The sequence below is a fragment of the Kitasatospora sp. NBC_01539 genome (genome assembly GCF_045040525.1).
In the GTDB taxonomy this organism is placed as follows: domain Bacteria; phylum Actinomycetota; class Actinomycetes; order Streptomycetales; family Streptomycetaceae; genus Kitasatospora.
On the sequence record NZ_CP109390.1, the window covers coordinates 5,807,925 to 5,825,328 of the forward strand.

Genomic DNA, 17,404 nt, shown 5'->3' on the forward strand with positions numbered 1-17,404 from the left:
CAGCGCCCCACGCTACCAGGGGCGGTCGGCCGCCCCCAAACCGGCCGCGCCCGTGGCAGGCGGCCGACCCGGCCCGCGTACCCGGCCCCCGTAGCCGGTCCGCGTACCCGGTCCGCGCGCCCGTCCTGCGTCCGCACCCGCTCGTGCACCGAGTGGGCCGTGCAGCCGACCGCCCGCCCTGCTCGGAGCCGCCAGTCCCCGCCGATCCCCGTCGATCTCCGCGTAGCCCCGCCGGGCCCCGCGGAGGCGGGGGAGCGGCGGTCCTTCCGTGCCCGTCCGGTCGGGCGGAAGAGCTGGCCGCCACGGTGCCCCGGGCTCGTGGGAGGATGGGGGGAGCCATACATCGATCGGACGAGCCCGTCCGGTCCCCGGGAAGCCGGTCAGCGATGACCCGGACACCCCGGCCCCCGGACCACACGGAGAATCGGACCAAGGTGCCCGCGACCCCCAGCAATGTGCCACAGCCCAGCCGGACCGACCCGGCGGTGATCCGCAACTTCTGCATCATCGCCCACATCGACCACGGCAAGTCGACGCTCGCCGACCGGATGCTGCAGATCACCGGTGTCGTCGACCCCCGGCAGATGCGCGCCCAGTACCTCGACCGCATGGACATCGAGCGTGAGCGCGGCATCACCATCAAGTCGCAGGCGGTCCGCCTCCCGTGGGCCCCGCTGACCGGTGCCAACACCGGGAACACGCACATCCTGAACATGATCGACACCCCGGGTCACGTCGACTTCACGTACGAGGTGTCCCGTTCGCTGGCCGCCTGCGAGGGCACCGTCCTCGTGGTCGACGCGGCGCAGGGCATCGAGGCGCAGACCCTCGCCAACCTGTACCTGGCGCTGGAGAACGACCTCACGATCATCCCGGTCCTGAACAAGATCGACCTGCCGGCCGCCCAGCCGGAGAAGTACGCCGCGGAGATCGCGCACATCATCGGCTGCGACCCGTCGGACGTCCTCAAGGTCAGCGCCAAGACCGGCCTGGGCGTCGAGGACCTCCTCGACCACATCGTCGACAACATCCCGGCCCCGGTCGGCGTCAAGGACGCCCCGGCCCGCGCGATGATCTTCGACTCGGTCTACGACTCCTACCGCGGCGTGGTCACCTACGTCCGTGTCGTCGACGGCCAGCTCACCAAGCGCGAGCGCATCGCGATGATGTCGACCGGCGCGACGCACGAACTGCTGGAGATCGGCGTCATCTCGCCGGAGCCCAAGGTCGCGGACGGCCTCGGCGTCGGCGAGGTGGGCTACATCATCACCGGCGTGAAGGACGTCCGGCAGTCCAAGGTCGGTGACACGATCACCTCGATGCACAAGGGTGCGACCGAGGCGCTGGGCGGCTACAAGGACCCGCGTCCGATGGTGTTCTCGGGCCTGTACCCGCTGGACGGCTCGGACTACCCGCTGCTGCGCGACGCCCTCGACAAGCTGCGTCTGAACGACGCCGCGCTCGTCTACGAGCCGGAGACCTCGGTCGCGCTCGGCTTCGGCTACCGCTGCGGCTTCCTCGGCCTGCTGCACCTGGAGATCATCCGGGAGCGGCTGGAGCGCGAGTTCAACCTCGACCTGATCTCCACCGCCCCGAACGTGATCTACCGGGTGGTGATGGAGGACGGCACCGAGCACACCGTCACCAACCCGAGCGAGTTCCCGACCGGCAAGATCTCCGAGGTCCACGAGCCGGTGGTGCGCGGCACCATCCTGGCGCCGAACGAGTTCGTCGGCGCGATCATGGAGCTCTGCCAGGGCCGCCGCGGCAACCTCCAGGGCATGGACTACCTCTCCGAGGACCGTGTGGAGCTGCGCTACACCCTTCCGCTCGCGGAGATCGTCTTCGACTTCTTCGACCACCTGAAGTCCAAGACCCGCGGCTACGGCTCCTTCGACTACGAGCCGATCGGCGAGCAGTCGGCCGACCTCGTCAAGGTCGACATCCTGCTGCACGGCGACGCGGTCGACGCGTTCTCCGCGATCGTGCACAAGGACAAGGCGTACAACTACGGCGTGATGATGGCCGGCAAGCTGCAGAAGCTGATTCCGCGGCAGCAGTTCGAGGTGCCGATCCAGGCGGCCATCGGCTCCCGGGTCATCGCCCGTGAGACCGTCCGCGCCATCCGCAAGGACGTCCTCGCCAAGTGCTACGGCGGTGACATCTCCCGTAAGCGGAAGCTGCTGGAGAAGCAGAAGGAGGGCAAGAAGCGGATGAAGATGGTCGGCCGCGTGGAGGTCCCGCAGGAGGCCTTCATCGCCGCGCTGTCCACCGACGCCGAGACCCCCAAGGGCGAGAAGAAGTAGCGCCCGTCCGGTGACCGCGAGGGCCGCCGCACCCGCACGTCGGAGTCGATCCGATCTGCCCGGTGCGGCGGCCCTCCGCCGTTCCGTGGACGAGGAGCCACCCGAGCCCCGCCGCGCCCCACCGGCCGGGCCGCCCGTCGCCCCCGGCGCCCGCCCCCGCCCGCCGCTCAGCGCAGCCCGGTCACCACGGCCCCGGGGACGCCGTGGAAGGCGGTGCGGCTGCCGAGGGCGTACACGAGGGTGTCGTACGCGAGGAGGGGTGCGCCGGAGCCGAGGACCACCGTGCGGGCGGTCAGGTCGATCTCGGTGGCGCGGGCCTGCCGGTGGGTCACCCGGCGTCCGCGGAGCACGTGGCGCAGCAGGCGCGACTGCGACCGTGATCCGCGCCGCAGTCGCGTCCGGGCACGTACGCGGTGGGAGCGGCCGGTCACACCAGGTGGGAGAGCTTCTCCGGGTTGACGACGATGTACGCCTCGGCGATCCGGCCGTCCGTCACGGTGAAGGCCATCACGCCGTCGACCCGGCCGGGGGCGGAGAGGAGGACGAGGCCGGGTTCGCCGTTGACCAGCACGTGCGCGTAGGACGACTCCGGGGTGTACCACCGGGTGACCAGGCCGGCGACGAGGCGGGAGACCTTGTCGGCGCCGTACACGGGACGGGCGCCGGCGGAGACGACGCCGCCGCCGTCGGAGTGCCAGACGACGTCCGGGTCGAGGACGGCGAGCAGGGCCTGGAGGTCGCCGCGGGCGGTCGCGGCGGCGAAGGCGGTGACGGCCTGCCGGTGTTCGGCGGGGTCGACGGCGGCGCGGCGGCCGCCCTCGCGGATCCGGCGCCGGGCGCGCGAGGCGAGCTGCCGGGCGGCCTGCGGGGTGCGGTCGAGGGTGGTGGCGATCTCGTCGAAGCCGACCGAGAAGACGTCGTGCAGCACGAACGCGGCGCGTTCGGCGGGGGAGAGCTGTTCCATGACGGCGAGCACGGCCAGCGAGACCGATTCGCCGAGTTCGGCGAGCTCGTCGGGGGTGGCGTCGGTGGAGACGACCGGTTCGGGCAGCCACTCGCCGACGTATGCCTCGCGGCGGGCCCGGGCGGAGCCGAGCTGGTCGTAGCAGAGCCGCGTGACGACGGTGGTGAGGTAGGCGCGCGGGTCGTCGACGCCGGCCCGGTCGACGCCCTGCCAGCGCAGCCAGGCCTCCTGGAGTACGTCCTGGGCGTCGGCGAGGGAGCCCAGCAGCCGGTACGCCACGGCGCCGAGGTAGCGGCGCTGGGCCTCGAAGGCGTCGATGGCGGTCTGGTCGACGTCGGTCACCCGACCACGGTAGCGCGGCCCGGCACGCGGGAGGGGGGAGGCCGGACGGACCGGACCTCCCCCCTCCTGTACGCGGCGGGGCGGTCAGTCGACCTCGGCCACGGCCTCGGCGAACTGCGCCTGGTACAGCCGGTCGTAGGCGCCCTCGGCGCTGATCAGCTCGTCGTGCGTGCCCTGCTCGACGATCGAGCCGTTCTCCATCACCAGGATGACGTCGGCGTCGCGGATGGTGGAGAGCCGGTGGGCGATGACGAAGCTGGTCCGCCCGGTGCGCAGGCGGGCCATGGCGCGCTGGATCAGCACCTCGGTGCGGGTGTCGACCGAGCTGGTCGCCTCGTCCAGCACGAGGATGCTGGGCTGGGCGAGGAACGCGCGGGCGATGGTGATCAGCTGCTTCTCGCCGGTGCTGACGCCGGTGCCCTCGTCGTCGATGACCGTGTCGTACCCGTCGGGCAGGGTGCGCACGAAGCGGTCGACGTGGGCGGCCTTCGCGGCCTCGACGACCTGTTCGCGGGTGGCGCCGTCGGCGCCGTAGGCGATGTTGTCGGCGATGCTGCCGCCGAACAGCCAGGTGTCCTGGAGCACCATGCCGATGCCGGAGCGGAGCTCCTCGCGGGACATCGCGGCGACGTCGACGCCGTCGAGGGTGATCCGGCCGGCGCTGACCTCGTAGAAGCGCATCAGCAGGTTGACCATGGTGGTCTTGCCGGCGCCGGTGGGTCCGACGATGGCGACGGTCTGGCCGGGCTCGACCTTCAGCGACAGGTTGTCGATGAGCGGCTTGTCGGGCTCGTACCGGAAGGACACGTCCTCGAAGGCGACCCGGCCGGAGAGCTCGGCGGGGCGTTCCGGCATGGCCGGCTCGGCGCTCTGCTCCGGGGCGTCGAGGAGTTCGAAGACGCGCTCGGCGGAGGCCACGCCGGACTGCACCAGGTTGGCCATGGAGGCGACCTGGGTGAGCGGCTGGCTGAACTGCCGGGAGTACTGGATGAACGCCTGCACGTCGCCGATCGACAGCGCGCCGCTGGCCACCCGCAGGCCGCCGACCACGGCGACCAGCACGTAGTTGAGGTTGCCGATCAGCATCATGGCCGGCTGGATGATGCCGGAGATGAACTGCGCGCGGTAGCTGGACTCGAACAGCGCCTCGTTCTCCACGGCGAAGACCCTCGCGGCCTCCTCCTGGCGGCCGAAGACCTTCACCAGCGCGTGGCCGGTGTACATCTCCTCGATGTGCGCGTTGAGCGCTCCGGTGGTCTTCCACTGGGCGACGAACTGCGGCTGCGCCCGCTTGCCGACCCGGGCGGCCACGACGACCGACAGCGGCACGGAGATCAGGGCGATCAGCGCCAGCAGCGGGGAGATCCAGAACATCATCGCGAGCACGCCGACGATGGTCAGCAGCGAGTTCACGACCTGGCCCATGGTCTGCTGCATGGACTGGCCGATGTTGTCGATGTCGTTGGTGACCCGGCTGAGCACCTCGCCGCGCGGCTGCTTGTCGAAGTAGCTGAGCGGCAGCCGGGCGATCTTCGACTCGACGTCCTGGCGGATCCGGTAGACGGTGCGCTGGATGGCGGTGGTGGCCAGCCGCCCTTGGAAGATGCCGAAGACGGCGGAGACGACGTAGATGCCCAGCACCCAGAGCAGCACCGTGCCGATGGCGTCGAAGTCCATGCCCTGGCCGGGCGTGAACGGCACGGTGGAGAGCATGTCGGCGACGGCGCCGTCGCCGCGCTGCTGCAGGCTCTCCAGGACCTGCTGCTTGCTGACGCCGGCCGGGCTCTGCGCGCCGACCACGCCGGCGAAGATCAGGTCGGTGGCGCGGCCGAGGACGTACGGGCCGGCCACGGCGCAGCCGACGCTGACGATGCCGAGGGCGAGGACGCCGTAGAGCAGGGTGCGCTGCGGCCGGAGCATGGCGAGCAGGCGCCTGCTGGAGCTCTTGAAGTCCATGGACTTCTCGGTGCCCTGGCCGCCCATGAACCGGCCGGGGCCGGCCGGGCCGCGGCGGGCGGCGGCCTCCTGCGAGGCGCTGGGCTTCGCGGGCTTGCCGGGGCTGGTCACGCCGCCTCCTGTTCGGTGAGCTGGGAGAGGACGATCTCCCGGTAGGTCGGGTTGTCGGCCATGAGTTCCTGGTGGGTGCCGGTGCCGACGACCGCGCCCTCGTCGAGGACGATGATGCGGTCGGCGTCGCGGATGGTGGAGACGCGCTGGGCGACGATCACCACGGTGGCGTCGGAGGTCTCCGCGGCCAGGGCCCGGCGCAGCTTGGCGTCGGTGGCGTAGTCGAGCGCGGAGAACGAGTCGTCGAAGAGGTAGATCTCGGGCCTGCGGACGAGCGCGCGGGCGATGGCGAGGCGCTGGCGCTGGCCGCCGGAGACGTTGGTGCCGCCCTGGGCGATCGGGGCGTCGAGGCCCTCGGGGAGCTTCTCGACGAAGTCCTTGGCCTGGGCGGTCGTGAGGGCCTGCCACAGCTCCTCGTCGGTGGCGTCGGGCCGGCCGTGGCGCAGGTTGCTGGCGACGGTGCCGGAGAAGAGGTACGGCTTCTGGGGGACGAAGCCGATGACGCCGGAGAGGGTGAGCGGGTCGATCTCGCGGACGTCGACGCCGTTGACGAGCACCTGGCCGCCGGTGGCGTCGAAGAGCCGCGGGACGAGCCCGAGCAGGGTCGACTTGCCGGAGCCGGTGGAGCCGATGACGGCGGTGGTCTCGCCGGGCCGTGCGTGGATGTCGATGCCGCGGAGCACGGGGACCTCCGCGCCGGGGTAGCGGAACTCGACGCCGCGCAGTTCGAGCCGGCCGTGCCGCTCCAGGACGGTGACGGGGTGGGCCGGGGGCGTGACGCTGGTCTCGGTGGTCAGGACGTCCTGGATGCGCTCGGCGCAGACCTCGGCGCGCGGCACCATCATGAACATGAAGGTGGCCATCATGACGCTCATGAGGATCTGCATGAGGTAGGACAGGAACGCCGTCAGCGCGCCGATCTGCATGCCGCCGCTGTCGATCCGGTGGGCGCCGAACCAGAGCACCGCGACGCTGGAGACGTTCACCACGGACATCACGGCGGGGAACATGAAGGCCATGAGGCGGCCGACCCGCAGGGAGACGTCGGCGAGGTCCCGGTTGGCGGAGGCGAAGCGCTCCTGCTCGTGGCCGTCCTTGACGAACGCCCGGATGACGCGGATGCCGGTGATCTGCTCGCGCAGGATCCGGTTGACGCCGTCGATGCGCTCCTGCATCCCGCGGAACTGCGGGCGGAGGCGGCGGACGAGCAGCACCACGACGATGCCGAGGATCGGGACGACGGCGAGCAGCAGCCCGGAGAGCTGCACGTCCTGGTTGAGCGCCATGACGACGCCGCCGACGCACATGATGGGCGCCGCCACCATCAGGGTGAACGCCATCAGCACCAGCATCTGGACCTGCTGGACGTCGTTGGTGGTCCGGGTGATCAGCGAGGGCGCGCCGAACTGGCCGAGTTCGCGGGCGGAGAAGCTCTGCACCCGGTCGAAGACGGTGGCGCGGATGTCGCGCCCGACGGCCATCGCGGTGCGGGCGCCGTAGTACACGGCGCCGACCGAGCAGACGGCCTGGGCGAGGGCGACGCCGATCATCACGCCGCCGAGGCGCAGGATGACTCCGGTGTCGCCCTTGATCACGCCGTCGTCGATGATGTCGGCGTTCAGCGTGGGCAGGTAGAGGGCCCCGATGGTGGAGATGAGCTGGAGCAGCACCAGCAGGGAGATCGGTTGGCGGTAGGGCCGTAGGTGGGCCCGCAACAGTCTGATCAGCACCGTGACACTCTCGTCGTCGCCGGGGATGCGCGCATCCTCTTTTGGGTCTACTCGCGACTGGGTATTTCGTGCTAGGACCACATCAGTCGCCGGTGTGGTCCGCAACCGCAGGGCGCCCTGCACTGCAGGTCCGATGCCGTGCCAGGTGTCCTGACCCTCTTACGGAACTGCTGCGCACCCCCTAGGCTGCTGCTTGGCTCTTGTTACTTGCTGGTTAACAAGGCGGGTCGGTCGGCTGCCCCCACGGCCGCCGTCCTCCCTCACCCTCGACCACCCGCCCCCCGGAGGTCCTCGTTGAGTTCCGTGCAGTCCATGATCGAGCGCCGTCCGCCCTCCGTGGCCCATCTGTTCCTCAGCAGGGTAAACGCCACGCCCGACGTGGAGGCGTACCGCTACCCGGTGCCGGTCGACGAGCATGCCGCGGACGGCGCTCCCGGGGCCGAGCAGTGGCGCTCGCTGACGTGGGCGCAGACCGCGGAGCGCGTCAAGGCGGTCGCGGCGGGCCTGATGTCGCTCGGGATCGAGTCCGAGGACCGGGTCGCGCTCTCCTCGGCCACCCGGGTCGAGTGGATCATCGCCGACCTGGGCAACATGTGTGCCGGTGCGGCCACCACGACGGTGTACCCCAGCACCAACGCGGACGAGACCGCGTTCATCCTGGCCAACTCCGGCAGCCGGGCGCTGTTCGCCGAGAACGCCAAGCAGCTCGCCAAGGTCGTCGAGACGAAGGCGCAGCTGCCGGGGCTTGACACCGTGATCCTCTTCGACGCGCCCGACGGGCTGCCGGAGGCCGACGGCCTGACCGTGCTGACCCTGGCCGAGCTGGAGGAGCGCGGCGCCGCCTGGCTGGTGGACCACCCGGACGCCGTCGAGAAGTCCGTCGACTCGCTGCAGCCCGAGCAACTCGCCACCCTCATCTACACCTCCGGCACGACCGGCCGCCCGAAGGGCGTGCGGCTGGTGCACGACTGCTGGGCGTACGAGGCGGTGGCGCAGGAGGAGAGCGGGCTGCTGCGCGCGGACGACGTGCAGTTCATGTGGCTGCCGCTGTCGCACGTGTTCGGCAAGACGCTGATCTCCGGGCAGATCGCCACCGGCCACGTGATGGCCGTGGACGGCCGGGTCGACCGCATCATCCACAACCTGCCGGCGATCCGCCCGACCCTGATGGCGTCCGCGCCGCGGATCTTCGAGAAGGTCTACAACGGCATCGCGGGCAAGGCCCGGGCCGAGGGCGGCGCCAAGTACAAGATCTTCCAGTGGGCCGCGGGCGTGGCGCGCGACCACGCGCGCACCACCCAGGCCAACGAGATCGCGACCGGCCGCGCGACCGCCCCGCTGGGGCTGAGGGTGCAGCACGCGATCGCCGACAAGCTGGTCTACGCGAAGATCCGGGGCGCGTTCGGCGGCCGGATGCGCGGCTCGGTCTCCGGCAGTGCCGCGCTGGCGCCCGAGATCGGCTTCTTCTTCATGGGTGCGGGCGTGCCGATCCTGGAGGGCTACGGCCTCACCGAGACCTCGGCCGGCTCCACCGTGAACCGGGAGGGCCACGTGCGGGTCGGCACGGTCGGCCTGCCGCTGCCCGGCACCGAGGTGCGGATCGCCGAGGACGGCGAGATCCTGCTGCGCGGCCCCGGCGTGATGCGCGGCTACCACGACATGCCCGAGCAGACCGCCGAGGTGCTGGAGAGCGACGGCTGGTTCCACACCGGCGACATCGGCGAGCTCGACAAGGACGGCTACCTGCGGATCACCGACCGCAAGAAGGACATGTTCAAGACCTCCGGCGGCAAGTACGTCGCGCCGAGCGAGGTCGAGGGCAAGTTCAAGGCGGTCTGCCCGTTCGTCAGCAACATCCTGGTCATCGGCAACCAGCGGAACTTCTGCACCGCGCTGATCGGCCTCGACGAGAGCGTGATCATGCCGTGGGCCGCCGAGCACGGCCTGGCCGGCAAGTCGTACGCCGAGGTCGTCGGTGCCCCCGAGACGCACGAGCTGATCGCGGGCTTCGTGCAGCGCCTCAACGGCGACCTGCAGCGCTGGCAGACGATCAAGAAGTTCACGCTGCTCCCGCGGGACCTCGACATCGAGCACGGCGAGCTCACGCCCAGCCTCAAGATCAAGCGCCCGGTCGTCGAGCGCACCTACGCCGACGCCATCACCGGGATGTACGCCGGCGCCAACGAGGCCTGACCCGCCCCGGTCCCGTACGGCTCCGGGGCAACCCGAGCCGTACGGGACAATGGGGTCATGCCCTCCGCACTCCCCGACGGCGAACCCGTGCCGTCCGACGGTTCGCTGCCCTCCTCCGCTCTCGCCGGGCTCGGCAGCCGGCCGTTCGGCTTCTACCTGCACGTGCCGTACTGCGCCAGCCGCTGCGGTTACTGCGACTTCAACACGTACACCGCCACCGAGCTGCGCGGCTCCGGCGCCGTCGCCTCGCAGGAGACGTACGCCGACAACGTGATCGCCGAGATCCGGCACGCCCGCACGGTGCTCGGCGACACCGACCTGCCCGTGCAGACCGTCTTCCTCGGCGGCGGCACGCCCACCCTGCTGCCCGCCGGTGACCTGGTGCGGATGCTCGCCGCCCTGCGCGAGGAGTTCGGCCTCGCCGAGGGCGCGGAGGTCACGACCGAGGCCAACCCCGAGTCTGTCGGCCCGGCCTACCTGGAGGAGCTCCGGGCGGGCGGCTACAACCGGGTCTCCTTCGGCATGCAGTCGGCCCGTCGCCACGTGCTGCAGGTGCTCGACCGCCACCACACGCCGGGCCGCCCGGAGGCCTGCGTCGCCGAGGCCCGCGCGGCCGGCTTCGACCACGTCAACCTCGACCTGATCTACGGCACGCCCGGCGAGTCCGACGACGACTGGCGGGCCTCCCTCGACGCCGCGATCGGCGCCGGTCCGGACCACGTCTCCGCCTACTCCCTCATCGTCGAGGACGGCACCCGCCTCGCCGCCCGCGTGAAGCGCGGCGAGCTGCCGACGATCGACGACGACGTGCACGCCGACCGCTACCTCATCGCCGAGCAGGCGCTCTCCGCGGCCGGCTACGCCTGGTACGAGGTCTCCAACTGGGCCACCACGCCCGAGGGCCGCTGCCGCCACAACGAGCTCTACTGGACGGGCGCCGACTGGTGGGGCGCCGGGCCGGGCGCCCACAGCCACGTGGGCGGCGTCCGCTGGTGGAACGCCAAGCACCCCGCGGCGTACGCGCAGGCCCTCGCCGAGGGCCGCACCCCCGCCCTGGGCCGGGAGGTCCTCGCCGGCGAGGACCGCCGCGTCGAGCGCATCCTGCTGGAACTGCGCCTCGTCGACGGCTGCCCGCTCGACCTGCTCACCGACACCGGCCGCAAGGCCGCCGCCACCGCCCTCGCCGACGGCCTGCTCGACCCCGCCGCCCACGCCGACGGCCGCGCCGCCCTCACCCTGCGCGGGCGGCTGCTGGCCGACGCCGTGGTACGTGACCTCGTCGACTGACGGCCGTTACCTTGGTAGCAGCCGTCCGAGGGAGCGAGTGATGACTGCCGTTGACGACCGGGTGAGTGCGATCTACGAGAGCCTCGACGTCCCGGAAGGCTTCAAGGCCGAGCTCATTCGGGGGGAAATCGTGATGACGGCGGGGCCGGACATGGTCCACAACGTGATCGTCGCCGCGATCCAGCACCAGGTGCCGTACGCGCACTGGCGCGCCCTCACGACACAGGACCTCTCGATCCCAGGTGAGCCGAGTGAGCCGCAGCCCGACCTGGTGGTCTTCGAGCGGGGAGCCGTCCGGGAGTCCGGTCGGCTCCTTCCGTCGGGCGCCGTGACGCTGGTCGTGGAGGTCGTCTCCAAGACCAGCGGCGATCGCGACTACCGCACCAAGCGCGGGATGTACGCTGCCGGACGGATCCCCGCCTACCTCCTCGTCGACCCGACGGAGGGTGTCTGCGTGCTCTTCACCGAACCGGTCGAGGAGAATGCCAAGGGCCTTCCCGACTACCGGTCCGAGCGGACCAGCGGCTTCGGTGAGCCCGTGGCCGTGGACGTGCTCGGCATCACCCTCGACACCACCGATTTCCAGGCCCTCGACTGACGGGCCCGGACCGCTCAGCCCGGCTGCGTGACGAAGTCGATCAGCTCCTCGACCCGGCCCAGCAGGGCCGGGTCGAGGTCGCGGTAGGAGCGCACCGAGGCGAGGATGCGCCGCCAGGCGGCAGGCGGGTCCACGGGCCAGCCCAGGCGGCGGCAGACGCCCTCCTTCCAGACCTCCCCGCGCGGCACCTCCGGCCAGCCGGGGATGCCCACGCTGGACGGCTTCACGGCCTGCCACACGTCGATGTACGGGTGGCCCACCACCAGCACCGACGAGCCGGTCACCCGCGCGGCGATCCGGTGCTCCTTGGTGCCCGGCAGCAGGTGGTCGACGAGCACGCCGAGCCGCCGCCCCGGGCCGGGCGCGAACCCGTCGACGATCGCCGGCAGGTCGTCCACGCCCTCCAGGTACTCGACGACCACGCCCTCGATCCGCAGGTCGTCGCCCCAGACCCGCTCGACCAGCTCGGCGTCGTGCCGGCCCTCCACGTAGATCCGCGACTCCCGGGCCACCCGGGCCCGCGCCCCCGGCACCGCGACCGACCCGGAGGCCGTCCGGGCGGGACCGGCCGCGGGGGCCGCGGCGGCGGGGCGGACGAGCGTCACCACCCGCCCCTCCAGCAGGAAACCCCGCGGCACCAGCGGGAACACCCGGTGCCTGCCGAAACGGTCCTCCAGGGTCACGGTGAACCCCTCGGCCGTCCGCTCGCACCGCACGACCGCCCCGCAGTACCCGGTGGCCGCGTCCTCCACCACCAGGTCGCGCTCGGCGGCCACCTCCGGCGCGGGCTGCTGCCGCTTCCACGGCGGGGTCAGATCGGGCCCGTACTCCCTGCTGCGCATGGACGGGAGTCTACGAGCCGTGACACGCCGCCGGCGGGCCCGCCCGGCGGGTGTCACGGCTCGCGGCTACAGCCCCGGGGCGCCCCACACCGGGAACCAGCGCGACAGGTCCGACTCGATCCGCAGGTCGTTCGGCAGCATCGCCTTCACCTGCAGCTCCACCGGGCTGTTGCGCCTCTCGCCGCCGCCCGGCATCGGCGCGAACGGGTAGAACGTGCCGCGCTTGTACAGGTAGACCAGGCCCAGCGGCTGCCCTGCCGCGTTGCGGAAGCCCACGATCGAGCAGAGCAGCTGCGGGCCGAAGCCGTGCGCCTCCAGCTCGCTGTTGACCGCGTGCAGGTCGTTGACCAGGTCGGGCAGCTCCTCCGGGGTGTGCCGGGCGAGGAGCCAGGAGTAGCCGTACGCGTCCCGGGACGCCTCGACGGGCACCCCGCCGCGGCCGGTGTCGGCGTCCAGCAGGGCCTGCACCTGTTGCTGCACCTCCTCGAAGGCGCCGCCCTCGACGGCCGCGAAGCACACCGCACCGAGCCCGGTCGGCCGGAAGCCCGCCGCGGCCTCCAGGGTGAGCGCCGCGGACGGGATGCCGAAGAGCTGGTCCAGATCGGGCTCGACGGGCTTGGTGCGGCCCAGCAGGGAGTCCAGGAAACCCACGGTGCGGTCCTCTCACCGGCCGAGCTCGGCGGAGATCCGCGCCAGCTGCTCCAGCCGCTGCTCCAGCGACGGGTGGGTGGAGAACAGCTGCGAGGCGGTCTCCCGCGCGCTCAGCGCCGGGGCGAAGTAGAAGGCGTTGTACGGCTGCGACCTGCGCAGGTCCTCGGTGGGGATGGCGGCGATCTGCCCGGTCACCTTCGTCAGCGCGGAGGCGAGCGCGCTGGGCCGGCCGGTCAGCTGGGCGGCGGCCCGGTCGGCGGCGAGCTCGCGGTAGCGGGAGAGCAGCCGGGTCAGCAGGAAGCTGAGGGCGTACACGAGCATGCTGACCAGCGGGACGAGGATCAGCGCGATCGCGGCGTTGGGGTCGTTGCTGTTGCGGTTGCCGCCGCTCATGAAGCCGCCGTACAGCGCCATGCGGGTGATCAGCCCGGCGAGCACGCCGAGGAACCCCGCGACGGTCATGACGGCCACGTCGCGGTGCGCGACGTGCGACAGCTCGTGGGCGAGCACCCCCTCCAGCTCCTCCGGTTCCAGGCGGCGCAGCAGGCCGGTGGTCACGCACACCACGGCCTTCTGCTGGTTGCGCCCGGTGGCGAAGGCGTTCGGCATGTCGTTGTGGGCCACGGCGATCCGCGGTTTCGGCATGTCGGCGAGGGCGCACAGCCGGTCGACGGTGCCGTGCAGCTGCGGGTACTCCTCGGGGGTCACCGGCCGGGCGCCCATCGCCCGCTCGGTGATCCGGTCGCTGAACCAGAACTGCGCGACGAACAGGCCGCCGGAGATCAGCAGGACGATCGGCCAGGCGCCGCGCAGCAGCACGATCAGCACGCCGGTGAAGCCGACGTACACCAGGCCGATCAGGAACATCGTGAGGACCATCCGGCCGGTCAGGCCGCGGTCGGGTGCGAAGCGGGAGTGCTGCCGTGACGACGACATCGCTGCTCCTTCGGTAGCTCGCTCGCCTTCGATGCTGCCACCAGGAGGCGGGGGCGGCGCGGCCCGCGGCCCCGACAATCGGTCGAGGATCACGTGGGCGGCCCGTTCCTGCCGCCGGGGGAGGGCCCTACACTGGCAGGTACGGTCCTGGCACTCTGCCTTCCAGAGTGCCAAAGGGCCGGACGGGCCGCCAGGTCCGACGGGCGAAGACGGAGGTGCGTGCCCCGTGGTCAACGAGCGCAGGGTCGACGAGCGCCTGATCGACACGCGTGCCGCCGTGCGCCCGCTCGACGAGCGCAGGCTCGCCGTGCTGCGGGCCATCGTCCAGGACTACGTGGGAACCGAGGAGCCGGTCGGCTCCAAGGCCCTCGTGGAGCGCCACAACCTCGGGGTCTCCCCGGCGACGGTGCGCAACGACATGGCCGCCCTGGAGGAGGACGGCTTCATCCACCAGCCGCACACCAGCGCCGGACGCATCCCCACCGACAAGGGGTACCGGCTCTTCGTGGACCGGCTGGCCGAGGTGAAGCCGATGACGCCCCCGGAGCGGCGGGCGATCCGGCACTTCCTGGAGGGCGCGGTCGACCTCGACGACGTCGTCGCCCGGACGGTGCGCCTGCTCGCCCAGCTGACCCGGCAGGTCGCCGTGGTGCAGTACCCCTCCCTGACCCGCTCCACCGTGCGGCACGTCGAACTGGTCGCGCTGGCACCCGCGAAGGTGATGCTCGTCCTGATCACCAACACCGGACGGGTGGAGCAGCGGATCGTCGACTGTCCCGGCTCGGTCGGCGAGACCGTCCTGGCCGACCTGCGCGCCAAGCTCAACGCCCACGCGTGCGGGCAGCGGCTGCCGGACGTCCCGGAGCTCCTGGAGGACCTGCCCGGGTCGTTCGAGCCCGCCGACCGGCCCGCCGTCTCCACCGTGCTCGCCACGCTCTTCGAGACGCTCGCCGAGCAGAACGAGGAGCGCATCATGCTGGCCGGCACGGCCAACCTGACGCGCTTCGGCCACGACTTCCCGCTGACCATCCAGCCGGTGCTCGAAGCGCTGGAGGAGCAGGTGGTGCTGCTGCGCCTGCTGGGGGAGACCGCGGAGTCCGGCATGACCGTCCGGATCGGCCGGGAGAACGCGTACGAGGGACTCAATTCCACGTCCGTGGTCTCCGTCGGTTACGGTTCGGGCGACCAGAGCGTGGCAAAGCTGGGAGTGATCGGTCCGACCCGGATGGATTACCCGGGCACAATGGGGGCGGTGCGAGCGGTTGCACGGTACGTGGGCCAGATCCTGGCCGAGTCGTAACAACGGCGGCGCGGGCACCGCGCGGCCGGTCGGGCGCAAGCACTTCTAGAGGCGGAACAAGCGGAGCATTTGGTGGCCACGGACTACTACGCGGTACTCGGCGTCCGACGGGATGCGGGGCAGGACGAGATCAAGAAGGCGTTCCGGCGCCTCGCGCGTGAACTGCACCCGGACGTCAACCCGGACCCCAAGACCCAGGAGCGGTTCAAGGAGATCAACGCCGCCTACGAGGTGCTGTCGGACCCGGCCAAGCGCCAGGTCTACGACCTCGGCGGCGACCCGCTCTCCCCGAACGGCGGAGGCGGTGGCGCGGGCGGCTTCGGCGCCGCGGGCTTCGGCTTCTCCGACATCATGGACGCCTTCTTCGGCGCGGCCGGGGGCCAGCGCGGACCGCGCTCGCGGACCCGCCGCGGCCAGGACGCCATGATCCGACTGGAGATCACCCTGGAGGAGGCCGCGTTCGGCACCACCAAGGAGCTCCAGGTCGACACGGCCGTCACCTGTACGACCTGCTCCGGCGAGGGCGCCGCACCCGGCACCTCCGCGCAGACCTGCGACATGTGCCGCGGCAAGGGCGAGGTCTCCCAGGTCACCCGGTCGTTCCTCGGCCAGGTCATGACCTCGCGCCCCTGCCCGCAGTGCCAGGGCTTCGGCACCGTCGTGCCGACCCCGTGCCCGGAGTGCGCCGGCGACGGCCGCGTACGGGCCCGCCGCACCCTCACCGTCAAGATCCCCGCCGGTGTCGACAACGGCACCCGCATCCAGCTGGCCGGCGAGGGCGAGGTCGGCCCCGGCGGCGGCCCGGCCGGCGACCTGTACGTCGAGATCGCCGAGTCGTCGCACCCGACGTTCCAGCGGCGCGGCGACGACCTGCACTGCACGGTCACCATCCCGATGACGGCGGCCTCGCTCGGCACCCAGGTGCCGCTGCAGACGCTCGACGGGATGGAGGAGGTCGACATCCGGCCCGGCACGCAGTCCGGCCAGTCGATCCCGCTGCACGGCCGCGGCATCACGCACCTGCGCGGGGGCGGCCGGGGCGACCTGATAGTGCACGTCGAGGTGCAGACGCCGACCAAGCTCGACCCCGAGCAGGAGGACCTGCTGCGGCGGCTCGCCGTGCTGCGCGGCGAGGAACGGCCGTCCGGCCACTTCTCGCCCGGCCAGCAGGGCCTGTTCTCGCGGCTCAAGGACGCCTTCAACGGCCGCTAGGCCGTCGCCTGCACCGAAGCGCGGGGCCCGGCCGACCGGCCGGGCCCCGCGCTCGTGCAGCACCCCCGTACCCCGCCTCCCCGTACCGCCGGGGGAGCCCCGCACACCAGGAGTGGAGCCGCTGTGACCGCGCCCGTGTTCGTCGTCGAGACCGCGCTGCTGGCCGGGGCCGCCCCGGGGACGGTCGTCCGCCTCGACGGGCCGGAGGGCCGCCACGCCGCCGCGGTGAAACGGCTGGCGGCCGGCGAGGCCGTCACCCTCGCCGACGGCCACGGCCTGGGCGTCGACGGCACCGTCGCCGCGGTGCACGGCAAGGACGCGCTGGACGTCACCGTCGTCACCGTCCGCACCGAGCCGGAGCCGGCCCCCCGCATCGTCGTCGTCCAGGCGCTCCCCAAGGGCGACCGCGGCGAACTCGCCGTGGAGACCATGACCGAGGCCGGCGTCGACGCCGTGATCCCCTGGGCGGCGTCCCGCTGCATCACCCAGTGGAAGGGCGACCGGGGCGCCAAGGCGCTCGCCAAGTGGCGCGCCACCGCCCGCGAGGCCGGCAAGCAGTCCCGCCGGCTGCGCTTCCCCGAGGTGCACGACCTCGTGACCACCCGTCAGCTGACCCCGCTGCTGGCCCGGGCGGCGTTCGCCGCCGTCCTGCACGAGGACGGCGCCCGGCCGCTCGCCACCGCCGAACTGCCCGTCGGCGGCGACATCGTGCTCGTCGTCGGCCCCGAGGGCGGCGTCTCCCCGGACGAGCTCGCCGCCTTCGCCGAGGCCGGCGCGGCCCCCCACCGGCTCGGCCCGACGGTGCTGCGCACCTCCACCGCGGGGGTGGCGGCCGGCGCGCTGCTGCTCGGCCGCACCGGCCGCTGGTCCTGACGCGGCGTCCGGGCCCGGCCCGTACGCCGCTCCGGCAGGGTCCGTGCGACCCGTTCGTACGCTCCTGAAGAAACCGCCTGCGTCGGCGCCGGGCCGTGCCTAG

Annotated in this window: 14 protein-coding genes; 7 read left to right on the forward strand and 7 right to left on the reverse strand. The window is 72.1% G+C overall.

Annotated elements, in window-relative coordinates:
- The first annotated feature begins 434 nt into the window (after positions 1–434).
- Positions 435–2,306, forward strand: coding sequence for a translation elongation factor 4 (gene lepA / locus OG335_RS25125; RefSeq protein ID WP_405013368.1), 1,872 nt, complete (start codon positions 435–437; stop codon positions 2,304–2,306).
- A gap of 167 nt (positions 2,307–2,473) precedes the next feature.
- Here lepA and OG335_RS25130 read toward each other — a convergent pair whose 3' ends face one another.
- The 4 genes from OG335_RS25130 to OG335_RS25145 form a co-directional block, all read right to left on the reverse strand.
- Positions 2,474–2,638 carry a hypothetical protein gene (locus OG335_RS25130; protein WP_405013369.1) on the reverse strand — a complete coding sequence of 55 codons (165 nt, stop codon included), beginning with the start codon at positions 2,636–2,638 and terminating at the stop codon, positions 2,474–2,476.
- A gap of 95 nt (positions 2,639–2,733) precedes the next feature.
- Positions 2,734–3,612, reverse strand: a complete 879-nt coding sequence (gene sigJ / locus OG335_RS25135; protein ID WP_405013370.1) for an RNA polymerase sigma factor SigJ — start codon at positions 3,610–3,612, stop codon at positions 2,734–2,736.
- Between the two features lie 84 nt (positions 3,613–3,696).
- Complete coding sequence (locus tag OG335_RS25140; RefSeq protein ID WP_405015521.1) at positions 3,697–5,595, reverse strand: ABC transporter ATP-binding protein; 1,899 nt, start codon at positions 5,593–5,595, stop codon at positions 3,697–3,699.
- Between the two features lie 80 nt (positions 5,596–5,675).
- Positions 5,676–7,409: an ABC transporter ATP-binding protein gene (locus OG335_RS25145; protein WP_405013371.1), complete on the reverse strand. Its 1,734-nt coding sequence runs from the start codon at positions 7,407–7,409 to the stop codon at positions 5,676–5,678.
- A gap of 294 nt (positions 7,410–7,703) precedes the next feature.
- Here OG335_RS25145 and OG335_RS25150 point away from each other — a divergent pair, with 294 nt between their 5' ends.
- From OG335_RS25150 to OG335_RS25160, 3 genes are read left to right on the forward strand one after another with little or no spacing between them, the layout of a single operon-like run.
- Positions 7,704–9,602, forward strand: coding sequence for an AMP-dependent synthetase/ligase (locus OG335_RS25150; protein ID WP_405013372.1), 1,899 nt, complete (start codon positions 7,704–7,706; stop codon positions 9,600–9,602).
- A gap of 57 nt (positions 9,603–9,659) precedes the next feature.
- On the forward strand, positions 9,660–10,889 hold the full coding sequence (gene hemW / locus OG335_RS25155; protein WP_405013373.1) for a radical SAM family heme chaperone HemW: 1,230 nt from the start codon (positions 9,660–9,662) through the stop codon (positions 10,887–10,889).
- Between the two features lie 40 nt (positions 10,890–10,929).
- Entirely contained in the window at positions 10,930–11,487 is a 558-nt protein-coding gene (locus OG335_RS25160) for a Uma2 family endonuclease (RefSeq protein WP_405013374.1), read from the forward strand.
- A gap of 14 nt (positions 11,488–11,501) precedes the next feature.
- On the opposite strand, the gene OG335_RS25165 is transcribed toward OG335_RS25160, so the two are convergent.
- From OG335_RS25165 to htpX, 3 genes are all read right to left on the reverse strand, one after another.
- Positions 11,502–12,329: a DUF3097 domain-containing protein gene (locus OG335_RS25165; protein ID WP_405013375.1), complete on the reverse strand. Its 828-nt coding sequence runs from the start codon at positions 12,327–12,329 to the stop codon at positions 11,502–11,504.
- Between the two features lie 66 nt (positions 12,330–12,395).
- The gene (locus tag OG335_RS25170) at positions 12,396–12,980 is read right to left on the reverse strand and encodes a hypothetical protein (protein WP_405013376.1); all 585 of its coding nucleotides are present in this window, start codon (positions 12,978–12,980) and stop codon (positions 12,396–12,398) included.
- A gap of 12 nt (positions 12,981–12,992) precedes the next feature.
- Positions 12,993–13,916 carry a zinc metalloprotease HtpX gene (gene htpX, locus OG335_RS25175; RefSeq protein WP_405013377.1) on the reverse strand — a complete coding sequence of 308 codons (924 nt, stop codon included), beginning with the start codon at positions 13,914–13,916 and terminating at the stop codon, positions 12,993–12,995.
- Between the two features lie 277 nt (positions 13,917–14,193).
- Between htpX and hrcA the strand changes: the two genes are divergently transcribed.
- The 3 genes from hrcA (at position 14,194) to OG335_RS25190 (ending at position 17,301) form a co-directional block, all read left to right on the forward strand.
- Positions 14,194–15,216: a heat-inducible transcriptional repressor HrcA gene (hrcA, locus tag OG335_RS25180; RefSeq protein ID WP_405015522.1), complete on the forward strand. Its 1,023-nt coding sequence runs from the start codon at positions 14,194–14,196 to the stop codon at positions 15,214–15,216.
- 72 nt (positions 15,217–15,288) lie between these two features.
- Positions 15,289–16,428: a molecular chaperone DnaJ gene (gene dnaJ, locus OG335_RS25185; RefSeq protein WP_405013378.1), complete on the forward strand. Its 1,140-nt coding sequence runs from the start codon at positions 15,289–15,291 to the stop codon at positions 16,426–16,428.
- A gap of 123 nt (positions 16,429–16,551) precedes the next feature.
- Positions 16,552–17,301: a 16S rRNA (uracil(1498)-N(3))-methyltransferase gene (locus OG335_RS25190; RefSeq protein ID WP_405013379.1), complete on the forward strand. Its 750-nt coding sequence runs from the start codon at positions 16,552–16,554 to the stop codon at positions 17,299–17,301.
- The last annotated feature ends 103 nt before the right edge of the window (positions 17,302–17,404 follow it).